Origin of the sequence: Nonlabens dokdonensis, assembly GCF_002162835.1 — a bacterium.
In the GTDB taxonomy this organism is placed as follows: domain Bacteria; phylum Bacteroidota; class Bacteroidia; order Flavobacteriales; family Flavobacteriaceae; genus Nonlabens; species Nonlabens dokdonensis_B.
This window is the reverse complement of record NZ_MAAX01000099.1, coordinates 789-24,080: the sequence shown is the minus strand read 5'-3', so window position 1 is coordinate 24,080 and position 23,292 is coordinate 789. Positions and strand designations below refer to the sequence as shown.

General features: G+C 34.8%; 24 protein-coding genes and 1 pseudogene. 11 read left to right on the top strand and 14 right to left on the bottom strand.

What is annotated here, in order from left to right; all coding sequences use genetic code 11:
- Together A9Q93_RS06295 and A9Q93_RS06290 are read left to right on the top strand one after the other, a co-directional pair.
- The gene (locus tag A9Q93_RS06295; RefSeq protein ID WP_303686532.1) at positions 1-930 is read left to right on the top strand and encodes an ABC transporter ATP-binding protein; all 930 of its coding nucleotides are present in this window, start codon (positions 1-3) and stop codon (positions 928-930) included.
- 34 nt (positions 931-964) lie between these two features.
- On the top strand, positions 965-1,438 hold the full coding sequence (locus A9Q93_RS06290; RefSeq protein ID WP_303686531.1) for an LEA type 2 family protein: 474 nt from the start codon (positions 965-967) through the stop codon (positions 1,436-1,438).
- Positions 1,439-1,443: 5 nt separating this feature from the next.
- Here A9Q93_RS06290 and truB read toward each other — a convergent pair whose 3' ends face one another.
- The 7 genes from truB to A9Q93_RS06255 form a co-directional block, all read right to left on the bottom strand.
- A complete protein-coding gene (gene truB, locus A9Q93_RS06285) occupies positions 1,444-2,154 on the bottom strand; it encodes a tRNA pseudouridine(55) synthase TruB (protein WP_303686530.1) in 711 nt (236 codons plus the stop codon).
- 19 nt (positions 2,155-2,173) lie between these two features.
- Complete coding sequence (locus A9Q93_RS06280) at positions 2,174-2,890, bottom strand: molecular chaperone DjiA (RefSeq protein ID WP_303686529.1); 717 nt, start codon at positions 2,888-2,890, stop codon at positions 2,174-2,176.
- A gap of 101 nt (positions 2,891-2,991) precedes the next feature.
- Complete coding sequence (locus A9Q93_RS06275; protein ID WP_303686528.1) at positions 2,992-3,510, bottom strand: DUF2480 family protein; 519 nt, start codon at positions 3,508-3,510, stop codon at positions 2,992-2,994.
- A 2-nt stretch (positions 3,511-3,512) separates the two neighbouring features.
- Entirely contained in the window at positions 3,513-3,833 is a 321-nt protein-coding gene (locus A9Q93_RS06270; protein ID WP_303686527.1) for an iron-sulfur cluster assembly protein, read from the bottom strand.
- Position 3,834: 1 nt separating this feature from the next.
- On the bottom strand, positions 3,835-4,260 hold the full coding sequence (locus A9Q93_RS06265; protein ID WP_303686526.1) for a SufE family protein: 426 nt from the start codon (positions 4,258-4,260) through the stop codon (positions 3,835-3,837).
- Positions 4,260-4,703 (bottom strand): META domain-containing protein, encoded by a 444-nt coding sequence (locus A9Q93_RS06260; protein WP_303686525.1) that lies wholly within the window; start codon positions 4,701-4,703, stop codon positions 4,260-4,262. The genes A9Q93_RS06265 and A9Q93_RS06260 overlap by 1 nt, the downstream gene beginning before the upstream one ends.
- A 25-nt stretch (positions 4,704-4,728) precedes the next feature.
- Entirely contained in the window at positions 4,729-5,943 is a 1,215-nt protein-coding gene (locus A9Q93_RS06255; RefSeq protein WP_303686538.1) for an aminotransferase class V-fold PLP-dependent enzyme, read from the bottom strand.
- Positions 5,944-6,161: 218 nt separating this feature from the next.
- Here A9Q93_RS06255 and A9Q93_RS06250 point away from each other — a divergent pair, with 218 nt between their 5' ends.
- Positions 6,162-8,618, top strand: coding sequence for an O-antigen ligase family protein (locus A9Q93_RS06250; protein ID WP_303686524.1), 2,457 nt, complete (start codon positions 6,162-6,164; stop codon positions 8,616-8,618).
- 86 nt (positions 8,619-8,704) lie between these two features.
- On the opposite strand, the gene sufD is transcribed toward A9Q93_RS06250, so the two are convergent.
- From sufD to A9Q93_RS06225, 5 genes are all read right to left on the bottom strand, one after another.
- Positions 8,705-10,018 carry a Fe-S cluster assembly protein SufD gene (gene sufD, locus A9Q93_RS06245; protein WP_303686523.1) on the bottom strand — a complete coding sequence of 438 codons (1,314 nt, stop codon included), beginning with the start codon at positions 10,016-10,018 and terminating at the stop codon, positions 8,705-8,707.
- Positions 10,019-10,100: 82 nt separating this feature from the next.
- Positions 10,101-10,853 carry a Fe-S cluster assembly ATPase SufC gene (gene sufC, locus A9Q93_RS06240; protein ID WP_303686522.1) on the bottom strand — a complete coding sequence of 251 codons (753 nt, stop codon included), beginning with the start codon at positions 10,851-10,853 and terminating at the stop codon, positions 10,101-10,103.
- 5 nt (positions 10,854-10,858) lie between these two features.
- On the bottom strand, positions 10,859-11,299 hold the full coding sequence (locus A9Q93_RS06235) for a component of SufBCD complex (protein WP_303686521.1): 441 nt from the start codon (positions 11,297-11,299) through the stop codon (positions 10,859-10,861).
- A gap of 25 nt (positions 11,300-11,324) precedes the next feature.
- Complete coding sequence (sufB, locus tag A9Q93_RS06230) at positions 11,325-12,773, bottom strand: Fe-S cluster assembly protein SufB (RefSeq protein ID WP_303686520.1); 1,449 nt, start codon at positions 12,771-12,773, stop codon at positions 11,325-11,327.
- Between the two features lie 47 nt (positions 12,774-12,820).
- A complete protein-coding gene (locus A9Q93_RS06225; protein WP_303686519.1) occupies positions 12,821-13,150 on the bottom strand; it encodes an iron-sulfur cluster assembly accessory protein in 330 nt (109 codons plus the stop codon).
- A gap of 185 nt (positions 13,151-13,335) precedes the next feature.
- Between A9Q93_RS06225 and thiL the strand changes: the two genes are divergently transcribed.
- Entirely contained in the window at positions 13,336-14,382 is a 1,047-nt protein-coding gene (gene thiL, locus A9Q93_RS06220) for a thiamine-phosphate kinase (protein ID WP_303686518.1), read from the top strand.
- Between the two features lie 10 nt (positions 14,383-14,392).
- Here the strand turns inward: thiL and A9Q93_RS06215 are convergent, their stop codons facing one another.
- Entirely contained in the window at positions 14,393-14,632 is a 240-nt protein-coding gene (locus tag A9Q93_RS06215; protein WP_303686517.1) for a hypothetical protein, read from the bottom strand.
- Positions 14,633-14,721: 89 nt separating this feature from the next.
- The gene (locus A9Q93_RS06210; RefSeq protein WP_303686516.1) at positions 14,722-15,474 is read right to left on the bottom strand and encodes an alpha/beta hydrolase; all 753 of its coding nucleotides are present in this window, start codon (positions 15,472-15,474) and stop codon (positions 14,722-14,724) included.
- An 87-nt stretch (positions 15,475-15,561) separates the two neighbouring features.
- Here A9Q93_RS06210 and A9Q93_RS06205 point away from each other — a divergent pair, with 87 nt between their 5' ends.
- From A9Q93_RS06205 to A9Q93_RS06175, 7 genes and pseudogenes are all read left to right on the top strand, one after another.
- The gene (locus A9Q93_RS06205; RefSeq protein ID WP_303686515.1) at positions 15,562-16,914 is read left to right on the top strand and encodes a cytochrome-c peroxidase; all 1,353 of its coding nucleotides are present in this window, start codon (positions 15,562-15,564) and stop codon (positions 16,912-16,914) included.
- Positions 16,915-16,971: 57 nt separating this feature from the next.
- The gene (locus tag A9Q93_RS06200; protein ID WP_303686514.1) at positions 16,972-17,562 is read left to right on the top strand and encodes a TetR/AcrR family transcriptional regulator; all 591 of its coding nucleotides are present in this window, start codon (positions 16,972-16,974) and stop codon (positions 17,560-17,562) included.
- Positions 17,563-17,599: 37 nt separating this feature from the next.
- Positions 17,600-18,424, top strand: a complete 825-nt coding sequence (locus A9Q93_RS06195; RefSeq protein WP_303686513.1) for an alpha/beta hydrolase — start codon at positions 17,600-17,602, stop codon at positions 18,422-18,424.
- A gap of 84 nt (positions 18,425-18,508) precedes the next feature.
- Positions 18,509-19,501, top strand: a complete 993-nt coding sequence (locus A9Q93_RS06190) for an endonuclease/exonuclease/phosphatase (RefSeq protein WP_303686512.1) — start codon at positions 18,509-18,511, stop codon at positions 19,499-19,501.
- A 246-nt stretch (positions 19,502-19,747) separates the two neighbouring features.
- A complete protein-coding gene (locus tag A9Q93_RS06185) occupies positions 19,748-20,662 on the top strand; it encodes a type IX secretion system membrane protein PorP/SprF (RefSeq protein WP_303686511.1) in 915 nt (304 codons plus the stop codon).
- Positions 20,663-20,688: 26 nt separating this feature from the next.
- Entirely contained in the window at positions 20,689-22,560 is a 1,872-nt protein-coding gene (locus tag A9Q93_RS06180) for an OmpA family protein (RefSeq protein WP_303686510.1), read from the top strand.
- Positions 22,561-22,683: 123 nt separating this feature from the next.
- Positions 22,684-23,292 (top strand): annotated as a pseudogene (locus A9Q93_RS06175) (PD-(D/E)XK nuclease family protein); the annotation flags it as partial.

Here is a 23,292-nt window from a genome sequence, read left to right as displayed (position 1 = left end):
ATGTTAGAGTTGTTTGATATTAGTTTCGCTTTCGCGAAAGCGGAAACCTTAAAAAATATTTCTTTAAAACTAGAGCAGGGCACTCACGCTGCTGTCATAGGAGAAAGCGGCTGCGGGAAAAGCACATTGCTAGACGTTATTTATGGTTTATTACAATCGCAAAAAGGCAGTTTAAAATGGGAAGGTGAAGAACTGCTAGGAGCTGATCATCATTTAGTACCTGGGCACCCCATGATGAAATACGTGCCGCAAGAATTTGATTTAATGCCTTTTACCACAGTGTTTGAAAACGTGGGAGAACATCTTTCTATTCAAATCGATGATCGTGAAATGCGTATTGAAGAGTTGCTAGAGGTAGTGGACATGAGTGATTTTAAGGAAAGAAAAGTAAAAACACTTTCTGGTGGTCAAAAACAACGAGTAGCTATAGCAAAAGCACTGGCGCAGGAACCAAAACTACTACTTCTTGATGAGCCTTTTTCCCATATCGATAATTTTAGGAAAAACGCTTTACGTAGACGACTTTTTGATTATCTCACTAAGAATAATATAAGCTGTCTAGTTGCTACACATGATCGCGATGATGTGTTATCATTTTGTCATAAAACGATCATCATGAGAAAGGGTGAAATAATAGATTATAGAGCAACTCATGAGGTTTATTCAAAGCCTAAGAGTTTATATACAGCATCGCTATTTGATGAAGTAAATGACATCCCAAAAGAGTGGCTGAGGAAAGAACATGATCTAATTGTATATCCGCATCAGTTAGAGCGAGCCATATCTGGATTTGAAGTTGAGGTAAAGCAGTCCTTTTATCAAGGAAAGGATTTTTTAATTTTAGGATTAAAGGATGGAAAAGAGGTGTTTTTTAAATCAGAAGTATCCATAGAATATGGGACGACAATTGTATTAAACCTAGTTTCTTAAACATTAGCTTTTATATTTGCCGAAACAATATTTCATGAAAAAGCTTCTACTACTGCTTGTTTTAATCGGTTTCTCAGCATGTGAAAATCCTTATGATGATATCGTTTTTGTAGAAATCAAGGATGCAGAGCTAGAGAAAGTTTCTGGCACAAAGCTAGAAATAGTGGCTACTTGCGTACTTTATAATCCCAATAGTGTTGGTCTTAATTTAAAAGAAGCAGACTTTGACGTTTATCTGAATGGGAAGAAATCGGCTATTATTGATCAAAATGAAAATGTGGAAATGCCTGCAAATTCTGAATTTGATTTTCCTATAAGAGCTTCTGTAAATCCTAAGGACATTTATGGTGAGAAGGGAAAAGGTGTTTTAGGAGCCGCTTTACAAATTTTAGCCAGTCAGAAAGTAGATGTTAAATACGATGGATCTATAAATGTAGGTAAAGGCGCTATCAATTTTACCGTTCCGGTAGTAGATAGTTTAAGTATCCCTGTAAAATTTAATTTCTAATTAAACTATACTTTTTTAGAGTCTGATTTTACTAACTCTTCAAAGCTTTCTATACTCATTGCATTTTCTACTCGGTAATTACCGATTGCAGTTCTTCTCAAAGCGCTTAAATGACCTCCGTTATTCAATGCAGCGCCAAAATCATGCGCAATAGACCTGATGTAAGTTCCTTTACTGCAAGAGATTTTAAAATCTATCTCTGGAAGTTCAATTCTTGTAATTTCAAAATCATGAATAGTGACTGTGCGAGATTTTATTTCAGTAGTTTCTCCGGCTCTTGCTAGCTCATAAAGTCTTTTACCATCTTTTTTAATTGCTGAGAAAATAGGTGGCTTTTGCTGTATTTCTCCAGTAAATTGAGCAGTTGTGTTACGTATCAAATCTTCGGTTAAGTCATCCAGCGGGAAAGTTTTATCTACCTCAGTTTCTAGATCATAACTAGGTGTCGTTGCTCCTAGAGTAATCGTTCCGGTATATTCCTTTTCTTGAGCTTGATAGGTGGTAATATTCTTCGTTTCCTTGCCGGTACAAATAATTAATAAACCGCTTGCCAAAGGATCTAAAGTTCCTGCATGTCCTACCTTAATCTTTTTTATTTTATACTCTTTTCTAATCAACCAGCGTAGTTTATTTACTACTTGAAATGAAGACCATTCTAGTGGTTTATCTATAAGAAGTACTTGTCCCTTTAAATATGGGTTTATTATATCTTGCATAATTGATTATTGTGTGCGTCTAGCTCATTCCGCGCTCTTTGCGCACCGTTTCATAAGCCTCTTGAACTTTGGTAAACTTTTCTTCAGCACCTTTTCTGTAAGCTTCATCCATGTCCATTAGTTTATCAGGATGGTATTTTTTGGCCATAGTTCGGTAGGCTTTCTTTACTTCATGATCTGGTACAGATTTATCAATTTCAAGGATCTTGTAGGCATTATCTTGATCCTTTACAAACATTGCTTTAATAGAGATAAAATCTCGCTCTGTAAGCCTTAAATGACTGGCAATTTGCTGAATTATTCTAACTTCAGGATCACTTACATGACCATCTGCTTGAGCGATACCAAATAGAAAATGTAGAATTTGTAATCGAGACTCATAACGAGTACGTGCGTTAAGATAATTACATATTCTTGATGCGCTTACTTCTCGTTTTTTGACTACTTCATTAAAAACTTTAAAAATGGCGTTTGCTCTTTCTTTTCCATAAGAGCTTACAAAATATTGTCGCACATAGTCCAGTTCTTTTTGAGTGACCTTACCATCAGCTTTAATGATTAAAGAGGTTAGTGATAATAAGTGTAGTTCAAAATCTTCTGGGGAAACGCTCGTACTACGTTGATATGGGTTTCCACCAGAATAAGTTCTTCTTTGCTGTGAATTGCTATCATTAAAAAATGCACTATATATCCATCTAAGAACAAAAAATATAGCGATATAGCCGAAAAATGACATAAATAGAGTTTCTTGTAATTACGAGATCATCCTCGAAATAAGTGATATTGCTTTCAAGGAATGTGCCACGGCAATTTCAATAATTTGAGCTGACATAATGACTAAGAAAGTTGCTTTTTCTTCTTAAATACAGGTACTGCAGAGCATGCTTCACCATACATTATAGACTTTGCAACGCTTTGTAGCCTATCTGTTATCATCGCATATGCAGCGATAGGAACTGGTTTATTAGAACATCCTTTTACGATCACTGGCACATCTCTAAACTCGCTTAGATCTACGCCAACAATGACTTCTCTGTACAATTCTGTTTCTAGTTGCTCTTGAGTGCCTAGCACAACTTTTTTAGCAATACCATGAAGCTGACTTTGCACAAGCATCCATGCCCATTGCGGTATTATGGCGTCTGTACTACAATCTATGGCTACATAATGATCTTTATAAATCGAGAAGTCTGTGGTTTTTAAGCTTTCGCGAAAGCGAGATTCTACCAGCACAATACCTTCTAGCAACCACTGTGATATATCTATCGTGGAGCGAGTTCCTGTTACATAGAAATCTTCTAAATCAAAAGTTTTCAATTTAGAATTAGCAACTCGATTAATAATTTCTTCAGCCATTTTTATAGCATTCCTAGTTCTAGTTTTGCCTCTTCACTCATCAAATCTTTATTCCATGGTGGATCAAAAGTAATCTCAACCTCTGCATCATTTACTTCTTTAAGTGTCTTTACTTTTTCTTCTACTTCCACTGGTAATGTCTCAGCCACAGGACAGTTGGGTGAGGTAAGTGTCATGAGAATTTTTACATCTGCATCTGTGCTTACCATAACATCATAAATGAGTCCTAGCTCGTATATATCTACAGGAATTTCTGGATCGTAAATGGTTTTAAGAACTCTTACTACTTTTTCTCCTATTTCTTGACCGTTGATTTCGTCCATCTTAATTTACTTGAGTTTGATATGCTACTGCATACATTTTTAATTGTTTGATCATGGAAACGAGTCCATTTGCACGAGTAGGAGAAAGGTGCTCCTTAAGTCCTATCTCATCTATAAAATCAGTATTTGCAGCTATAATATCTGCTGGTTTCTGTCCAGACCATGCTCTAATTAGAATGGCTATAATTCCTTTAGTAATTATAGCATCACTATCTGCAGTAAAGGCTATTTTATCACTTTCTAGTTCTGCATTTACCCAGACTTTAGACTGGCAACCTTTGATAATGCGATCTTCTGTTTTTAATTCTTCATCGATAAGAGGTAAACTTTTACCTAAATCGATCATGTATTCATAACGTTGCATCCAGTCGTCAAACATGGAAAACTCTTCCACGATTTCTTCTTGTATTTCTTGAATACTTGCCATTATTGTTTTTGTTTTACAGCTACTATTATTACTTCACCTTCTTTATTCATAAGTTCCATTCCATCCTTAGTAGGATTTACAGAAGCAACTTTTGAAAGATGATTTAAGTAGTCACTTTCTATTTTTGAAGTTTCTTTGCAGTACATTTTTGTACTCATCATCATGCCCATTTCTACTTGATTCTCCTTTGGATTTTTAAAACTTCCAGAGTAGTTGTTGCAAGCAGACTTCCCAGAAATTTTATTCTCTTTACCCATGTCTATGTTCATGGTGATGTCATATTCAGAGTAGTCATTATCACCTACCATTGTAACATCGTAGTTACCACTCATTCCTTCAGTAATTTCTTTTTTCATTTCGCTTGCATCAGCTGTTTTATCACTTCCACATTCTTTAGTGGCAGTAAGTAGTAATAAGCTGAAAAGTATAGTTACTAATTTCATAAAAGTCGGTTTAAAGATTTATATGTTAAGATAACATATTTACAGCACGTTGCAAAGCTTGTACCATAACATCAATTTCTTCTTTAGTATTGTAAAATGCAAAACTAGCTCTTATTGTTCCAGGGATTTCAAACCGCTCCATTACAGGCTGTGCGCAGTGATGACCAGTTCTTACAGCAACTCCTAGTTTATCTACAATTGTACCGATGTCATAGGGATGTAAACTTGCTACATTAAAACTAATTACCGCAGCTTTGTCAGTTACGTCTCCATAAATAGTTGCTCCTGGAATAGTTTTTATTTGTTCTGTTCCATAAATCAGCAACTCATGTTCATAAGCTGCGATGTTATCCATGCCTATGTGATTAAGGTAATCTACGGCAGCACCTAGAGCGATCCCACCAGCAATGTTAGGTGTTCCCGCTTCAAATTTATGTGGTAAACCTGCGTAAGTTGTTCTTTCAAAGGTTACTTGATCTATCATCTCGCCACCACCTTGATATGGAGGCAAAGCGTTCAAGGCTTCTTCTTTCCCATATAAAATCCCTATACCGGTAGGGCCGCACATTTTATGACCTGACATGGTGTAGAAGTCAGCATCAAGTGCTTGGAGATCTAACTTCATGTGCCCACAAGACTGAGCGCCATCTATAAGTGTCATTGCATCAAACTCATGAGCAGCATCTATAATTTCCTTTACTGGATTTGTTACTCCTAGCGCGTTAGAAACATGATTTACTACTACAAAAGCTGTTTTATCATTAAGCAATTTATGATATGCATCCATATCCAATTGACCATTATCAAGAACTGGAATGACTTTAAGTGTGGCATCGACTCTTTCACAAAGCATTTGCCATGGAACGATATTAGAATGGTGTTCTACAGCGCTCACAATTACTTCATCACCTTTTTTTACAAAGACATGTGCGCCACTGGCAACAGCATTTATAGAGTATGTATTTCCAGAAGTGAAGATGACTTGTTTTGCTAGTGGAATATTAAAAAACGCTCTTAGTTTTTCACGAGATTGTTCAAAAAGATCTGTCGCTTCCTGACTTAAAGCATGCACGCCACGATGAATGTTTGCATTATACATCGTATAATACTCCACAATTTTATCAATCACTTGTTGCGGCTTTTGAGAAGTCGCTGCATTATCAAAATAGATCAATGGTTGACCGTTTACTTCTCTGTTGAGGATCGGGAAATCTGCCCTTATTTTCTTGATGTCTAGCATACTTGCAAAGGTACGATCTAGGCTATTAATTAAAACATTTAGCCTCGTTAAACTCCATGTAAAATGCCTAGAAACAATGTTAGAAAAATAATAGTAATTTTGTTTACGATCTCGCTTTCGCGAAAGCGAGTCTAGAAAAATCATCATCCATTTATATGTGGTTCAACTTTAATGGGTGTTGTTAATTATGAAATTTTTCATTCATAGCTCATTTATTCATGACAAAAAGTAAAGGATTACCAAAGAAAATAGCATCTACGCCTACTTTTACAATATCAAAAATTTTTGTTTCGCTCTATTTGTTAGTCGGTTTTACTCCGCTTTTTGGAGCTATGGATTACGATGCTCCTGAGTGGTTGTATGTCTCACTAATAAACATCGCATCCTTAGGTTTTATTTTTAAAAATAGAGTTGAGTTTAATTCTTCTGTACTACCCAAGCATGTTAGGTTATACTTTTATCTATATCTAGCGTTTTTTGTTATGGGCTGTCTTTCTTTACTAACAGCTATTAACGTTAGTGAAGGTTTAGTTCATCTAGCACGATTAGTGAACATTATAATTGCGACATTATGTTTGTATGTTTTTGTGAAACAAAACCCAAAGACATTTTTCATATTCGTTTGTAAAATCGTCACTCTCATTATAATTTATTTTTCATGGAGAGCATTAGCATATAGTTTTACTAACTATGATAAAGGTAGGTTCTCAGAATTTATATCAGATTTCCCTCATAATTTCTCTAGTATAAATATATATACTGCCTATCTGGTTGTGCAATTACCATTTGCCTTTTATGGCTTTTTTAATTTGGATAAAATATGGAAGTTGATTGCAGGTTTTGCTAGTTTCATGGGGATTTTTGCACTAGTATTTTCAGGTTCACGTACAGCTTTATTATCACTATTTATAATATCTATTATCTTCATATCCTATTCCTTATATTCTATAATAAGGTTTAAAGCAGCAATCAAATTTAAAATAGTGATGATTATTTTGTTCACTATAACTTCTATACTTCTTGTTATTAACCTTAATAGAATAGACAAGAAACAATCTAATAGTATTTCTACCATAACTCAAACACAGTCCATAAAACCATATAATACTGACAAAAAATACAAGAACGACAAGAGTTATAATTTTCTTCTTGAAGACTTACCAGAAGTAGAAACTTCAGAGGCTATAGATGCTGGTAGGGTTTCATTATGGTCTATTGCTTATGACAATTTCTTAGATAATATATATTTAGGTATAGGATATGGTAATTACAAAGCTGCAAGCAAGAAAAGCCATTATCAGAATATTACAGGAAAAAGGGGATTTATTACTCCTAGAAGGGCGCACAATGATTTTATCGAAAAACTGGCAGAAACTGGAATTCTAGGATTCCTTCTCTATCTAGCATTGTTCATTTTCCCATTAATTTTGTTTATCAAGAATTGGCGTGATGGTAAGGACAATGAAATCAAATGGATTTACTTAACCCTACTTTTATCCGGCATTGCTTATTCTATGGATGCACTTCTCAATTTTCCACTTGAAAGAGCGCCTGTACAAATGTATTTTATTATAGTAGTAGTGTTCATTCTGTCATTTTATAAACCTGGACGATCTACCGATGTTAAAGATCATAAACAGTTTATACTTCCTATCTTTTTAGTTATGTTTTTAGGTTCACTTGTTAGTGCCTATTCAAATTATGCAGTTCTTAAAAATTATCAATTACAAAGGACCATGCGGGATGATTTAATGGGAAAAACGCTTTTTACTGATGTTAAATTAAAAAATTCTTATCAAGATATAAAGAGTCAATGGTTGAATTACCCAGAATTGAGTTATGTAGGTACTGTTAATAATGTGTATTTAGCAAATTATGCGATTAAGGATAAAAAGTACGAAGAGGCTTTAGAAATATTAAACAACTCGCAGAATCTGAATAAGGATGCTTTTCTAGTCAAAGCCTTTAAATCAGAAATATATCTGAATATTTATCAAAATGCAGATAGTGTCAAATACTATTCTGAATCTGTCTTTGAAGATTACCCAGCTTTTAAAGCCAACTATAGGATTTTAAAAACCATTTATAGAAAAGAGAAAGACACTGTAAATATAATGCGTGTCATGAATCGATATACTAATAAGAACTGGAAAGACGATAGTGAATGGCTAGCTAAATCAAATATGATCTACAGCAAAACAAAAGATAGTGAGTTAATGCTTAAAGTTTTAGATACTGGACTAGCTTATAATTCTTCCAGTCAAAAACTTCTAGAGGCCAAAAAAGAGGTTCTAGATAAACTTAAATTTAAATCCTATTTAAGTGACAAAGAGGTAAAGGCAAAGCATCAAGAAGCATTTAATTACTTTGCCACGCAGGAGTATGACAAGGCAAAAGGTATCTTTAATGAAATACTTAAAACTAACCCCAATGACTACCTTTCTATTCAGAATATAGGAATTATTGATCTAGTTCAAAAGAATTATAAAGAGGCAGTTAAGAACCTATCCATAGTTATCAAGGCAAATGCTTTTACGGATGGTAAAGCAGAATATAGTCGCGGTTATTGTTATGAACAACTAGGTCAACTCGAGAAAGCAAAAGCAGATTATAAAAAGAGTCGTTCTAAGAATTATTCTCAAGCAATGGCGCTTCCTACCTCTAAATATGAATAGTATATCCCTCAACTAGAGTTTACAGAATACAAAAAATGCCTCATAATGAAATGAGGCATTTTTTATTAAATTAAAAAAACTAGAAGTTACATATCAAAACCTATTTCGACACCTAATTTCATAGCGATTAATTTTGTGATGCGAGTTTTAATTTCTGGAATTTTAACCGTTTCTAGAACACTGTTTGCAAAAGCAAACATAAGTAGTGCACGAGCTTCCTTTTTTGGAATTCCTCTTGCTTGCATGTAGAACATAGCATCTTCATCGAGTTGCCCTATCGTACAACCATGTGAGCATCTTACATCATCTGCAAATATCTCTAATTGAGGTTTTGCATTTATAGTTGCTGTATCGCTTATAAGAATATTATTATTTTGTTGGTAAGCATTAATTTTTTGAGCAATCTTGTCTACCAGTACTTTACCGTTAAATACACCTACTGCACGCTCATCAAAAATTTGCTTGTATTCTTGAAAGCTTTCACAATTTGGAGCTGTGTGATGTACCAGTGTAGAATGATCTACATGTTGCTTGCCTTCTAGAATAGTCACACCATTTAGGACTGAGTTACAGTGCTCACCTCTTTGATAAAAATTAAGATTGTTGCGCGTTATTTTTCCACCGAAAGAAAAAGTATGTATGCGTACCTCAGAGTTGTCTTTTTGCTCAGCAAATGTATGATCAATAAGAGATGCACTTAACCTATCATTTTGAATTTTGTACCAGTCAACAAGTGCGCGCTTTGCAGCAAATATCTCTGAGACGCTGTTAGTCAAAACTGCATTATCATTAAGGCTTTGATGCCTCTCTATAATTTGTACTTGAGAATTTTCACCTACTACAACAAGGTTGCGAGGCTGCGTCATTAATTGCGCTTCGTTCCCAGTAGAGAAATATACTATTTCAATAGGTTTTTCTACGATTATATTTTTACCTATATGAATGTAAGCTCCTTCTTTTGCAAACGCAGTATTAAGTGATACTAACCCATCTTTTACCGCAAGTTTATTGTAGAACTCCTTAATAACATTGCTGTATTTAGGATTGCTTAAAGCGCTAGACATCAAGCATACGTCAAACTTGTCGTGTGTAGTTTGAGATAAGTGAGAGCTGTAAATTCCATCAATGAATATCACTCTATAAGAGTCTATTTGATGTACTAAATATTTCTTTATATCACTATAGGAAATAGCAGTTTCTTTCTTAGGGAAAAGGCAGTAATCCTTGTTAAAAAGCGCTTTTAAAGAGGTGTATTTGTACGCCTCTTCCTTGCGTTGAGGTACACCTAGTTTTTCAAATTCACCTATAGCCTGATTTCTCAATTCATGAACATAACTACTTGTGTCCACCTCGTTTTCAAGGGCAATAAATGAAGATAAAATATGATCTTTAAAACTCATAATAATTTGTTTTTTCGCTTTCGCGAAAGCGAACTAAATCGTTCTATTAATAAACAGGATGTAATTGTAGAGAAAATAGAGGCTATGCTTCTACCTCTTCTTTGATCCAGTCGTAACCTCGTTTTTCAAGTTCTTGAGCCAGTTCCTTACCACCAGATTTAACAATTTTCCCCTTATACAGAACATGTACAAAATCAGGTACTATATAATCAAGAAGTCGTTGATAGTGAGTAATAACAATTGTTGCGTTGTCCTTATTCTTTAATTTATTAACACCATTTGCAACGATACGTAAAGCGTCGATATCTAGACCAGAATCAGTTTCATCTAGAATAGCTAGTTTAGGCTCTAGCATTGCCATTTGAAATATCTCATTACGCTTCTTCTCACCTCCAGAAAAACCTTCGTTTAGAGAACGTGAAAGAAATTTACGATCTATTTCTAGCATTTCAGATTTCTCACGTATCATTTTTAACATGTCCTTTGCTGCCATATCATCTTTACCTTGAGCTTTGCGTGTCTCATTGATAGCAGTTTTCATAAAGTTTGTTACCGATACACCAGGGATCTCAACAGGATATTGAAAAGATAAAAACACACCACGATGCGCTCTTTCTTCTGGATCTAAATCTTCAATATCTTCACCGTCTAGAGAGATTTCTCCACCAGTAACTTCATATTCTTCACGGCCTGCAATAACATTTGCAAGAGTAGATTTACCAGAACCATTAGGTCCCATTATTGCATGAACTTCACCAGCATTAACTTCTAGATTAATACCTTTTAAGATTTCTTTCCCTTCTATATTTGCTTGAAGATCTTTAATTTTTAACATATCTGTTATTTAACTTCTTTAATATCTAATGTTTTTCCAGTTGTAATTACGTTAGCACTTTTGGCTGGAGATACTTCTATAATTTTTGTGATGGTAATCATCTGTTCCCAGGCATCACCTGTTTCTAGATGACGTGGATTAGGTCCTAATTTCCCGTGTATAACCACATTTGCCATATCGTACTCTGATTTTTTGATGGCCTTTGCAACATCTACGAGCTCCATCATTTTCTCATCTACCTTAACTGCATATAGTTCTCTACTAGTGTTGAGAACAGCGGTATCTTCATAGTAGATAAACTCACCTCTAAAAATTTCTTCACCATCAGCAAGTGGTTCCTTTTCTATTTTTTTGATAACTACTTCTTCATCGTTTGAAGAGTTTTGATCGTTCTTACATGATATAAGACTTAAAACTAAAAAGCTTAAAAAGAATAATTGCTTCATAATCAAATTTTTTTTCTAAAAAATATTATCCTACTGAGCCTTCAAGGCTTATCTCTAGTAGTTTTTGTGCTTCCACGGCAAATTCCATCGGTAATTTATTCAGTACCTCTTTAGAGAAGCCGTTTACAATTAATGCGATCGCCTTTTCAGTATCTATACCTCGTTGATTACAATAAAATATTTGATCTTCACCTATCTTACTTGTCGTGGCTTCATGCTCTATTTTTGAAGTACTGTTGCTGTTCTCGATATAAGGAAAAGTGTGCGCACCACATTCATTCCCCATAAGCAAACTATCACATTGTGAAAAGTTGCGAGCATTAGTAGCACGTGAGCCTACCTTAACTAGACCACGGTAAGAGTTTTGAGATTTACCTGCGCTTATACCTTTAGAAATGATGGTAGACTTAGTATTTTTACCTAAGTGTATCATTTTAGTACCAGTATCTGCTTGTTGATAGTTGTTAGTAACCGCAATAGAATAAAATTCTCCTACAGAGTTATCACCTTTAAGAATACAGCTAGGATACTTCCAGGTAACAGCACTACCGGTTTCTACTTGAGTCCAAGAAATTTTTGAGTTTTTCTCGCAAAGCCCTCGTTTTGTAACAAAGTTAAATACACCACCTTTTCCTTCACTATTTCCAGGATACCAGTTTTGAACTGTAGAATATTTGATTTCAGCATCATCCAGAGCAATTAACTCTACACAGGCTGCGTGCAATTGATTTTCATCACGACTAGGAGCAGTACAACCTTCTAGATAAGAAACGTAACTACCTTCATCTGCAATAACGAGAGTTCTCTCAAACTGACCTGTTCCTCCTTCATTAATACGGAAGTAGGTAGAAAGTTCCATAGGACACTTCACACCTTTAGGTATGTAACAAAAAGAACCGTCTGAAAACACAGCACTATTTAAGGCTGCATAGTAATTATCCTTTTGTGGAATAACAGTTCCTAGGTATTTTTTAACTAGTTCTGGGTGCTCTTGTATAGCCTCAGAAATAGGACAAAAAATAATTCCTTTCTCTGCTAGAGTTTCCTTGAATGTTGTTGCTACAGATACAGAGTCTACAACAATATCCATCGCTACACCAGCAAGTTTCTTTTGCTCATCTAGTGAAATACCTAATTTCTTAAAAGTCTCAAGTAATTCAGGATCTACTTCATCTAGGCTATCGTACTTAGGCTTAGAATTTGGTGCAGAGTAATAAGAGATAGACTGAAGGTCTGGCTTGTCATACTTCACGTTAGACCAGTCTGGCTCTTCCATTTGCATAAAAATACGGTAAGATTCAAGACGCCAGTCCAGCATCCATTGAGGTTCATTTTTCTTTGCAGATATAATGCGTATCACCTCTTCACTAAGACCTATCGGAATTTTATCAGATTTGATATCAGTATAGAAACCGTACTCATATTCTTTATCCTTGAGTTCTTTTTCTAATTGTTCTTCTGTATATTTTGACATAGTTTTTTTAATTACGCTTTCGCGAAAGCGAGATTCATAAAATCTTTCTATAAACTGAAAGACTCACCACAACCGCAGGTTCTCTGTGCATTAGGATTGTTAAAAACAAATCCTTTTCCGTTTAATCCGCCGCTAAACTCTAATGTAGTCCCGACTAAATAAAGAAAACTTTTCTTATCTACTGCGATTTTGACCTCATTTGCTTCAAATACCTTATCAGTATCAACGGACTGGTTATCAAATTTAAGGTCATAAGAAAGGCCACTACAGCCACCGCTTTTTACACCTACGCGTACAAAGTCTTTACCTATGGTATAGCCTTCCTCGCTCATTAATTGAGCAAGTTTCACCTTTGCAGTTTCTGATACACTTATCATATAAAATAGCTTGTTTAAAATGTGTACAAAGATACAACAGCGATCTGTCAACCTTGAATGATTCTATTCATAAAACATATTATTCTATATAGTTTACCTATAGTTTAACAATTCTTTATGCGTTATCATATCAAAGCATCTATTAACTGCTGTAGAAAAAGTGGAAATCGTCGTAATTTTGCAAAATGATAGAAGATAAAAATCCGGCACGCACGCCTATTGAAAACTTAGGTGAATTTGGTTTAATAGATTTTATAACTAAGAATTTTGAAATTGTTCATGATTCTACGGTTAAAGGAATAGGTGATGATGCTGCTGTTCTCAAAAATGATAAATGCAGTGTGGTAACCACTGACATGTTAGTGGAAGGTGTTCATTTTGATTTGAGCTACGTTCCTTTAAAGCATTTAGGTTATAAGTCTGTCATGGTTAACCTATCAGATGTGTATGCCATGAATGCAAAGGCAACTCAGGTTACAGTTTCTATCGCTATTTCAAATCGTTTTCCTGTGGAGGCTGTAGAAGAATTATATGACGGTATACGATTAGCTTGTAAGACTTATGGTGTAGACCTTATAGGTGGTGATACCACGGCTTCTAGAAGCGGCTTAATAATTTCAGTTACTGCTATAGGAGAACAGAGTGATGATAAAATAGTATATAGAAATGGCGCTGGTGACGGAGACTTATTAGTAGTCTCTGGAGATATAGGTGCAGCTTATATGGGACTGCAAATATTAGAGCGTGAAAAAGCCGTTTTTAAGGCAAATCCCCAAAACCAGCCAGATATAGAAACCTATAGCTATTTATTAGAAAGACAATTGAAGCCTGAGGCAAGAAAGGATATAATAAAATTACTAAATGATCTTGAAGTACAACCTACTAGCATGATTGACTTGTCAGATGGGTTGAGTTCTGAAATTGTACACTTATGTAAGCATAGTGATGTAGGGATGACTATTTATGAAGATAAAATACCTTTAGACCCTACAGTGATTACAGCCTGTGAAGAGTTTAATCTTGATAGTACAACTATCGCATTGAGCGGTGGTGAAGATTATGAGCTATTATTTACGGTAAAACAGGAGCATTTTCCTAAGATTAAGGCAAACCCAAATTTATCGGTAATAGGTCATGTAGTTGATGCTTCTTATGGTATGAACTTAGTTACAAGAGGTGGAGAACAAATCCCAATTAAAGCAATGGGATGGAATAGTCTTAAAGAAGACTAGTATAGAAAGGTTAAGCTGTAATTAGTCCAGCTCTTTTTCTTTTTTGAGCTACATCGTTAAGAGCTCTATTTATTTGTTCATAGCGGTCATTGAGTGGCACAAAATCTCCATAAATGGTTTTGGTCATTTGTTTACCACATTTTGTGCAACATAACTCTTCCACACGGTCATTTACTATACGAGAGGTTTTAAACTTATGCTTTGTGATAGAACAACCTACTGATTTTAATGGAGAGAAACTATTAGACATGTAATTATATTTAGGGGAAAATTATACTACTAAAATGTTAAGATTCTAAATATATGTAAATTGTTAATAACTTATGTTTAAAAGCGTAATTATTCGTTGAAATGCATACAGTATAGAATATTTACTGGATTTGTTAATAAACTCATGTGCCCGCAGTTTATTGTTTTACCCTTGATATTTAAAAGATCACATTCTGTCCTAGTAAGATTAGGTGCAATAATTTGATCTTGCAGACTATATATATAATTAATCTTCAAATTACAATCCTTCAGCCCGTCCAGAGCACCTTCTCTATCGCGCATATACAATAAAGAATTAATAATACTTTGTGTTGATAAAGAATGTGCTGCTATTCTCATTGTATCAATTACATCTTTATAAGTGTCTAACTCGCTTTTAGTAAACAAATTACTAATAGCCATGTTAATATAAGCCGTTTTGTGTTTTTGAATAAGCTCAATTGCTCTGTTTCTTATTAGTTTTTTTTCTTGAGGATCCTTGCCTGCTATACTGTTAAGCATAGTAAGAGATGCGACTTTTTTAGGATTCGCTTTCGCGAAAGCGGCACCTAAATATCCACCCATACTATGTCCCATAATATGAATATGATCTATATGTTCTGACTTTAAAATAGCGTTTAAACTTTCAATGAAATCTGGAGCAGTGAAAGGTGAATTACTTTCAGGACTTGTGCCGTGACCAGGTAAATCAATTTTTAAAATGGAGTACCTATTGTCCAGAAGATATTCTAATTGTTGCCATTGTTCCATGCTACCCAAAAAACCATGAATCAGTAGAAGAACTGGTTTATTGTTTTTACTAAAATTATAATTTAAATGCATCTGGTAACAAAGGTAAGAAGTAGTAGATCGATTATTTATTACAATTCTATCAGAGCCCTAAAAATTTTGTTAATTTAGCGTTTAATCATGAGAAAAAAATTACTGTTCATAAGTCTGGTATCTCTTCTATTATTAACCTCTTGTGAGGATAATGATACTTACGAATTTGCTAAATCAGAGCTGGACATTCGTCTGGAAGAATTGCTAGAACAAAATTCAAACGGTCAAGGTAAATCTTTTTTTATTTTACCAGAGAGCGATGACTTTGCTGCTATACCGCAAGACCCATTAAATCCTTTAAATACTTACAAAGTAGCTCTAGGACAATTATTGTTGCATGAAACAGCTACTGGTGGAATTCCCAAAATGAGTCAGATGGAATCTACATATTCTTGTGCGACATGCCATCCAGTTGCTTCTAGCTTTTATTCTGGACGTAGGCAAGGAATAGGCGAAGGCGGGACAGGCTTTGGGTTTGCTGGAGAAGGAAGGCAAATAGATTTAAATATGCCACTGGACTCTGTAGATTTACAACCAGTAAGACCTCCTACGCTACTTAATGTTGCTTATCAAGAAACGGCATTATGGAACGGAATGCTAGGCGCAACAGGACCTAATACTGGGACAGAGTCGCGATGGGCGTTGAGCGGTGTGCCAGAAAATGATTTAGGCTATCAAGGGCTAGAGATTCAAGGTGTAGTAGGTCAAAAAACACATAGATTAAAAATAGATGAAGAATTTATAAATCAAAATGGTTACAGGTGGCTTTTCAATAAAGCATTTGAAGATCAAATAGAATCTCAAAGATATACTGCTGTAAACGCAGCTTTAGCCATTGCAGCCTTTAATAGAACTCTATTAGCAAATCGTTCTCCGTGGCAGTATTACCTCAATGGAGATTATGACGCGCTTTCAGAAAGAGAAAAGAAAGGAGCAATTTTGTTTGCCGGCAAAGGACAATGTATGAATTGTCATACTGGACCAGCATTGAAAGATCAAGAGTTTCATGCGTTCGGTTTTGGACATTTTGATAACTCTACTGATGCAGTTGTCTTGAGTAACGTAGATTTTGAAAATATAAAAAGAGGTCGTGGTGGGTTTACTGGACTCTCAGAAGACGATTATAAATTTAAAACACCTACTTTATATAATTTAAGAGATGCTGCATTTTATGGGCATGGCTCCACTTTTTCAAGTATTGAAGAGGTGATACGTTATAAAAATGGTTCGACATTACAAGATCAAAATGCATCATCAAATATAGCTGATGAAATGGGATCAATACAGCTTACAGAAGAAGAGGTTTCTGATTTAGTTTATTTTCTAGAAAATAGTCTGTACGACGCAGAGTTATTGCGATATATTCCTGATGCTGTTAAATCTGGCAATTGTTTCCCAAATGCTGATGATCAAAGTAGAATAGATCTAGGTTGTAATTAAATAAATTGCGATACAATCATATTTTGATGTTTAAATACCTTACGGTATCTTTACTTAATGAGAAATCCAGAACAAACAAAAGCTACCATACTTAAAGAAAGTGCAAATTTATTCAACACTAAAGGGTATAAAGCAACCTCTCTAAGTGATATCACTCAAGCAACTGGACTTACTAAAGGTGCTATCTACAAGCATTTCAATAATAAAGAAGATCTTGAACAGCAGGCACTACGCAGTTTAGGTCGTACGATGTTAGATTTACTAGGTAAAGAAATTAAGCTAGCTAAAAATTATGAATCAAAAATGGAGGTGGTTTTTACATTTTTTGAAAATTACCTTTTAAATCCTCCATATCAAGGAGGTTGTCCACTTATGAATAGTGCCGTAGAAAGTGATGATACAAATCCTGTGTTGCGACAGCAATCTTTTGGAATGTTAGTAAATCTAAAATCATCATTACGTAGAGTTTTTGAAAATGCAAAACGTCGTAATCAAATTAAATCAGATACAGATATAGAACAAATGGTCTATGTTTTTATCGCCACATTAGAAGGTGGAATAATGATGAGTAAGCTAGAGCGCAATAATGATGCAATATCTAACTGTATAGCATATTTAAAGGAGATCAATAAAGGTTTAATGATATAACTTTTTTTAAACAAAAAGATACCGATCGGTATATAGTATGAAAAGAATATTTACACTTATTTTAAATAAGACCGCATATGTACTACCAAAATGGAATGGTAAACAAGCTTTTAAATTATTATGTAAAGTAAAAAGAATAGAAATTTCTTCTCAGGGAAATGATTTTTTAAACAAAGCTGTACAAAGCAAATGGTCTTACCATAATTACGAGGCGACTATTTATAAATACGGCAGCGGTAGTAAAAAACTTATTTTTCTACATGGATGGTTAAGTAATTCTGAGCGCTGGAGAGAAATGATAGAAAGTTTAGATCTTAGAGACTATTCTTGTTATTTAATAGATGCTCCTGGTCATGGTCGTAGCAAAGGAAATAGTCTCAATTTAGAAATTTATCGTTTGATATTAATAGACCTAGTTAAAAGTCAAGGGGATATTCATTCTATAATAGGACACTCTTTAGGATCTCTAGTTACTGCCTATGCCTTGATGCGGGATGCGACATTGCCAGTAGATAGCATAATATTAATGGGCGCTCCTGCTGGAATGAACTCCATATATGATTTCTTTAAGCGTATAATGAATCTCAATAATAAGACTATTGAAAATATGGATGCTTTTATTAATAAAGAAATAACTGAAATTCCAGCACATGAAATAAATATCAAGAACTTTTTAAAAGTGGTTCAACAACCTGTTTTAGTTATACATGATTATGATGATAAAATATGCCCAATTGTTCCTATAGAAACTGCGGTTGCTCTAAATAAACAAGTGGAATCATTTTTTACTTCTCATTTAGGACACGACCTGCTTGACAGAGAAGTGATTAAAAGAACTCTCCATTTTCTTGATAGCGTTTAATTAAATTAAAATCTAAGTGAGCTAGTTTATTTCTACTGTAATTGTGGACTTATCCCTTATTTTTGAAGATCTAAATTTTTACCATTGTCTATATCTCCTCACGCTTTTGAGCAGCACACTGTTGCCTTTTATAATGTAGAAAACCTATTTGATGTAATAGATGATCCTCATGTAATTTTAGATGAGGATTTTACTGAATTCGGCCGTCAAAATTGGACACGAAATAGATATGAAAAAAAACTTCTCAAGATTAGTGAAGCTATAAGTAAAATAGGTTTTGAAGCGACAGGTAAACTACCGGCAGTAGTAGGCCTCGCTGAGGTTGAAAATAAGAAAGTCCTGAAAGACCTTATCCAGCAGCCCAAGTTAGAAAAAGCCCATTACGATTTTATACATTATAACAGCCCTGATGAAAGAGGAATAGATGTCGCTTTACTATATGATACCAGAATTTTTGTACCTACTTATTCTGAGCCATTACATATATTATTAGAAAATGAGCAAGGCGAGCGCGACGCTACGAGAGATATACTTTATGTAAAAGGAAAGCTAGCAGGGACACCAGTCCATATATATGTGAACCACTGGCCGTCTAGACGTGACGGTGTAGACGCTACTAATGAAAAACGAGTAGAAGTAGCAAGGCAGTTACTACACCATATTGATAAAACTGATGTCAAGGGAAAGCGTTATTTAGAAGATTTACCTATTCAAGATTCCCATCATACCATCATAATAGGTGATTTTAATGATGACCCTGAAAATGATAGTATTAAAAAAGGATTATTACCATACGGTTTTGAAAACCCTACAGCTGGTTTAAAAAACTTTCATAGAGGCTCGTTAAACCACCAGTTCAAGTGGAATTTATTTGATCAGATCTTAATCAGTAAAAGTTTACATAACGATGTTGCAGACTCTTTATACTTTCATAAAGCCGATATTTTTGACGATATCATGTTAAGACAGTGGAAAGGAAAATATAGAGGTCAGCCAGCCCGCACATTTGTCGGTAGAAACTATAAAGGTGGTTACAGCGATCACTTTCCAGTTTTTGCAGTCTTTAGAAAGAATTAGTAGTGCTTTGTCCGTTAAACATATCTATTCGTCTATTAAGGATATGTTAAACAAATGTGGATTAAATTTTTTATATCTTCACAGTTCTAGAAAGCTTTTTGTAACACCTAGATTTCTAGTGTTTTTGACAGTTTCGCTTTCGCGAAAGCGGAATTACCTTAAATAATTGGTAAATCATAAATAGATTCGTGCTATATTTAGCGATCTAAAATTATTAACGCAACCTAAAAATTTAACCTTGTGAGAATGAAAAAATTACTTGCAATGGGGTTCTTTATTACATTTGCAACTACAAGTGTAGTACATGCACAGCAAGATCCTCAGTACACACAGTACATGTACAATCAAAACATTATTAACCCAGCCTACGCAGGTACTCAAGATGGTTTTAATATCACAGCCCTATATAGACAGCAGTGGTCTGGTATAACAGGAGCTCCTGAAACTATAACACTTTCTGGTAGTACATCCATAGGTGATAGACTAGGTGTAGGATTATCTGTAATTGCAGATAATATAGGTCCAGTAGGAGAAACAAACACTTATGGTGACTTCTCTTATAGACTACAAGTAGGTAAAGAAACTACTCTTGCATTAGGTCTTAAGGCTGGTCTTACATTTTTTGATGTAAACTTGAACACTGTTCAAACAACTGTCCCAGGAGATCCACTATTTTCTGAAGAACTTAATGAAACTTATCTTAACCTAGGTGCTGGTGCCTTCTTATATGGCTCTAACTGGTATGCAGGATTTTCTGTTCCTAATATGTTGAACAGTACGCACCTCGATGAAAACGGTTTGGAATTTGGAAGTGAGACACAACATTATTTCCTTACAGGTGGATATGTTTTTGATGTGGCAGATAACATTAAATTAAAGCCACATGTACTCGTTAAGGGAGCTTTTGATTCTCCAGTGAGTTTTGATTTAAATACAAATGTATTGTTTAACAATAAATTTGAAGTAGGAGTTTCCTATCGTTATGAAGACTCATTTAGTGGTCTGATAGGAATGAATGTTACAGATAATATTAAAGTAGGTTATGCTTATGACCGCGTAGTATCTGACATTTCTGTAGTGTCTAATAGTTCTCACGAGGTATTTTTATCGTTCGGTTTGAACTTCCCACGTAAAGTGATGCAGTCACCTCGTTTCTTCTAATTCAAAAACAGCAAAGAATACAAACCATGAAAAAACTATATATACTTTTTATATTATTCGTTGGTGTTGCAATGACGGCGCAAGCACAAAGCGATAAAACTGAAAAAGCAGATAAGCTTTTTGAACAGCTACGTTATGTAGATGCGGCTGAAGCTTATGAAAAACTTTTAAATAAAGGGGTAAGAACTCAGCATGTCTACACCAGATTAGGAGATTCTTATTTCTACAACAGTGATTTTAAAAACGCTGAGAGAAATTATGCTAGAGCCGTAAAACGTGATCCACAGCCTGAAACGCTTTATCGTTATGCACAATCTTTGAAAGCTTCAGAAAAATATGATCTTTCTAACACGATAATGACTCAGTTTGCCAGCTTAAAACCTGGGGACGATCGCGCAAAGCAATTCAAAGCTAATCCTAATTACTTGATGGAAATTCAAGAAATGAAAGATGCGTTTACCACAAAGGCAGATAAGTTTAATACTGAGGCTAGTGATTTCTCTGCCGTTAAAGTAGGAAATAAGCTATATTTCTCAAGTGCTCGTAATGAAAATAGAGGTAAATATGGATGGAATGAGCAACCATACCTAGATATTTATGAGGCAACTATTGATGAGGCAGGTGTAGTAGGAAAACCTGAGCTTCTTAAAGGTGAAGTTAATACTAAGTATCATGAAGGTACTTTAGATATTACACCAGATGGTAAATACATGTTTTTTACTAGAGTAGATTATTATAAAGGAGATTATGAAAAAGCGTCTGATGGAGAGAGCAAACTGAATATTTATAGAGCTCTCAACGCAGGTGGAGAATGGAGAGACGTTGCTACAACATCCTTAGAGTCTAAAGAATATGGTGTAGGACACCCATCTATTACTAAGGATGGTAAAGCTATCTTTTTTGCCAGTGAAGCGCCAGGAGGACAAGGTGGAACTGATATTTATAAAGCAACCCTTAAAAATGGTAAAATATCTAATCCTGTAAATTTAGGTCCTACTGTAAACACATCAGGTGACGATTCATTTCCTTATATAGCAGATGATGGAACACTTTACTTTTCAAGTAACGGACACCTAGGACTAGGTGGTCTTGATGTATTTAAATACAAAGATGGTGAGGTGACTAATATGGGTGCTCCTATCAACAGTTCTTTAGATGATTTTGGTTTTAGTTATTCTGAGGCAACTGGTAAAGGTTATGTGTCTTCAAACCGTAAAGGTGGACAAGGTGGCGATGACATCTATCAGGTAGAAAGAATCGAAGTTTGTGAAGTTGCAGTTACTGTTAAAGCTGTAGATTCTGAAACAGGAATGCCTATATCAGGAGCAATAGTTTCTCTACAAGATGACGCTGCTGGAAACAGTATGCCAGGTCAGACTACTGATGCAAATGGTATGGCAGTGTTTACAACTGACTGTAATCTTGAGCTTACAGCAAGAGGAGCTAAAGATAAATATGAAAGTGGAGAAGCAACACTATCTGTTGCTGAAGAAGAAACTGCTATGGTAGAAGTTATGATGACTCCGGAACCAGAAATCGTAGAAGACAAGATTATTCTTAATAAGATATATTTTGACCTAGATAAATCTAACATTCGTCCTGATGCGGCGCTTGAATTAGACCGATTAGTAGGTTTAATGAAAAAGTACCCTACTCTAGAGGTTATGGCAGAAACTTATGCAGATATCAGAGGTTCTGATTCTTACAATTTAGCACTTACCGAAAGACGTGCTAATAGCATAATTGAGTACGTAGAATCTCAAGGAATTGACGGTTCTAGGCTTTCAGCTGCAGGACGTGGAGAAGCAAATCCAGTAGTAGACTGTAAGGCTAAAAAATGTACACCTGCAGAATATGAATTATCTCGTAGATCTGAGTTTACAATTACAAAAAGATAAGCAAGATTATTAACTAACCCAATGCTTATAAAGTCCATTTGCTCATGCAAATGGACTTTTTTTTATTTGTAAAACTGTTCCAATTAGACCTTATAGAATCATTCTATTAATTATCTTAACCAGATGAATTCATTTTTAGAAAACATTCTCCAAGATCTTGAAAACAAACAAATAGAAATCACAAAGGTTTGTTATGTAGTCCCTTCCAGACGTGTAGGCATCTTTCTTAGTAGGTGCCTGGCTCAAAGAATTAATCAACCTATATTTTTACCTAAAATCTATAGTGTAGAAGAATACGTTGAATATCTCGCTCAAGTCGAAATCGTTAACGACCTAGATCTTTTACCGTTATTTTATAAAGCATACAAAAATGTAGAAAATGGTGAGAATTTAGATAGTTTTGATGAGTTTATAGGCTGGGCAACAACCATTCTTAAAGATTTCAATGAAATGGATCGTTATCTGGTAGATCCAGAGCAATTTTTTAATTACTTAGGTAGTATCAAAGAAATGGATCATTGGGCATTGAGCAAAAATCCCACATTGATGGTTTCTAAATATTTGAGGTTTTGGAAAAAGTTGCATCTATATTATAACGCATTTCAAGAGTTGTGTTTAGAAAACAAGATAGTGTATCAAGGAATGGCTTATAAGTTAGCTTTCGCGAAAGCGGAACAATCATCCTTCATTAATGATCAGGAAGAGAAAACGATTTTCCTAGGACTTAATGCT

Excerpts from the sequence above, each read along its gene's own strand:
- A9Q93_RS06295 (WP_303686532.1), top strand. The coding sequence starts at position 1 with ATGTTAGAGTTGTTTGATATTAGTTTCGCTTTCGCGAAAGCGGAAACC.
- A9Q93_RS06290 (WP_303686531.1), top strand. The coding sequence starts at position 965 with ATGAAAAAGCTTCTACTACTGCTTGTTTTAATCGGTTTCTCAGCATGT.
- truB (WP_303686530.1), bottom strand. The coding sequence starts at position 2,154 with ATGCAAGATATAATAAACCCATATTTAAAGGGACAAGTACTTCTTATA.
- A9Q93_RS06280 (WP_303686529.1), bottom strand. The coding sequence starts at position 2,890 with ATGTCATTTTTCGGCTATATCGCTATATTTTTTGTTCTTAGATGGATA.
- A9Q93_RS06275 (WP_303686528.1), bottom strand. The coding sequence starts at position 3,510 with ATGGCTGAAGAAATTATTAATCGAGTTGCTAATTCTAAATTGAAAACT.
- A9Q93_RS06270 (WP_303686527.1), bottom strand. The coding sequence starts at position 3,833 with ATGGACGAAATCAACGGTCAAGAAATAGGAGAAAAAGTAGTAAGAGTT.
- A9Q93_RS06265 (WP_303686526.1), bottom strand. The coding sequence starts at position 4,260 with ATGGCAAGTATTCAAGAAATACAAGAAGAAATCGTGGAAGAGTTTTCC.
- A9Q93_RS06260 (WP_303686525.1), bottom strand. The coding sequence starts at position 4,703 with ATGAAATTAGTAACTATACTTTTCAGCTTATTACTACTTACTGCCACT.
- A9Q93_RS06255 (WP_303686538.1), bottom strand. The coding sequence starts at position 5,943 with ATGCTAGACATCAAGAAAATAAGGGCAGATTTCCCGATCCTCAACAGA.
- A9Q93_RS06250 (WP_303686524.1), top strand. The coding sequence starts at position 6,162 with ATGACAAAAAGTAAAGGATTACCAAAGAAAATAGCATCTACGCCTACT.
- sufD (WP_303686523.1), bottom strand. The coding sequence starts at position 10,018 with ATGAGTTTTAAAGATCATATTTTATCTTCATTTATTGCCCTTGAAAAC.
- sufC (WP_303686522.1), bottom strand. The coding sequence starts at position 10,853 with ATGTTAAAAATTAAAGATCTTCAAGCAAATATAGAAGGGAAAGAAATC.
- A9Q93_RS06235 (WP_303686521.1), bottom strand. The coding sequence starts at position 11,299 with ATGAAGCAATTATTCTTTTTAAGCTTTTTAGTTTTAAGTCTTATATCA.
- sufB (WP_303686520.1), bottom strand. The coding sequence starts at position 12,773 with ATGTCAAAATATACAGAAGAACAATTAGAAAAAGAACTCAAGGATAAA.
- A9Q93_RS06225 (WP_303686519.1), bottom strand. The coding sequence starts at position 13,150 with ATGATAAGTGTATCAGAAACTGCAAAGGTGAAACTTGCTCAATTAATG.
- thiL (WP_303686518.1), top strand. The coding sequence starts at position 13,336 with ATGATAGAAGATAAAAATCCGGCACGCACGCCTATTGAAAACTTAGGT.
- A9Q93_RS06215 (WP_303686517.1), bottom strand. The coding sequence starts at position 14,632 with ATGTCTAATAGTTTCTCTCCATTAAAATCAGTAGGTTGTTCTATCACA.
- A9Q93_RS06210 (WP_303686516.1), bottom strand. The coding sequence starts at position 15,474 with ATGCATTTAAATTATAATTTTAGTAAAAACAATAAACCAGTTCTTCTA.
- A9Q93_RS06205 (WP_303686515.1), top strand. The coding sequence starts at position 15,562 with ATGAGAAAAAAATTACTGTTCATAAGTCTGGTATCTCTTCTATTATTA.
- A9Q93_RS06200 (WP_303686514.1), top strand. The coding sequence starts at position 16,972 with ATGAGAAATCCAGAACAAACAAAAGCTACCATACTTAAAGAAAGTGCA.
- A9Q93_RS06195 (WP_303686513.1), top strand. The coding sequence starts at position 17,600 with ATGAAAAGAATATTTACACTTATTTTAAATAAGACCGCATATGTACTA.
- A9Q93_RS06185 (WP_303686511.1), top strand. The coding sequence starts at position 19,748 with ATGAAAAAATTACTTGCAATGGGGTTCTTTATTACATTTGCAACTACA.
- A9Q93_RS06180 (WP_303686510.1), top strand. The coding sequence starts at position 20,689 with ATGAAAAAACTATATATACTTTTTATATTATTCGTTGGTGTTGCAATG.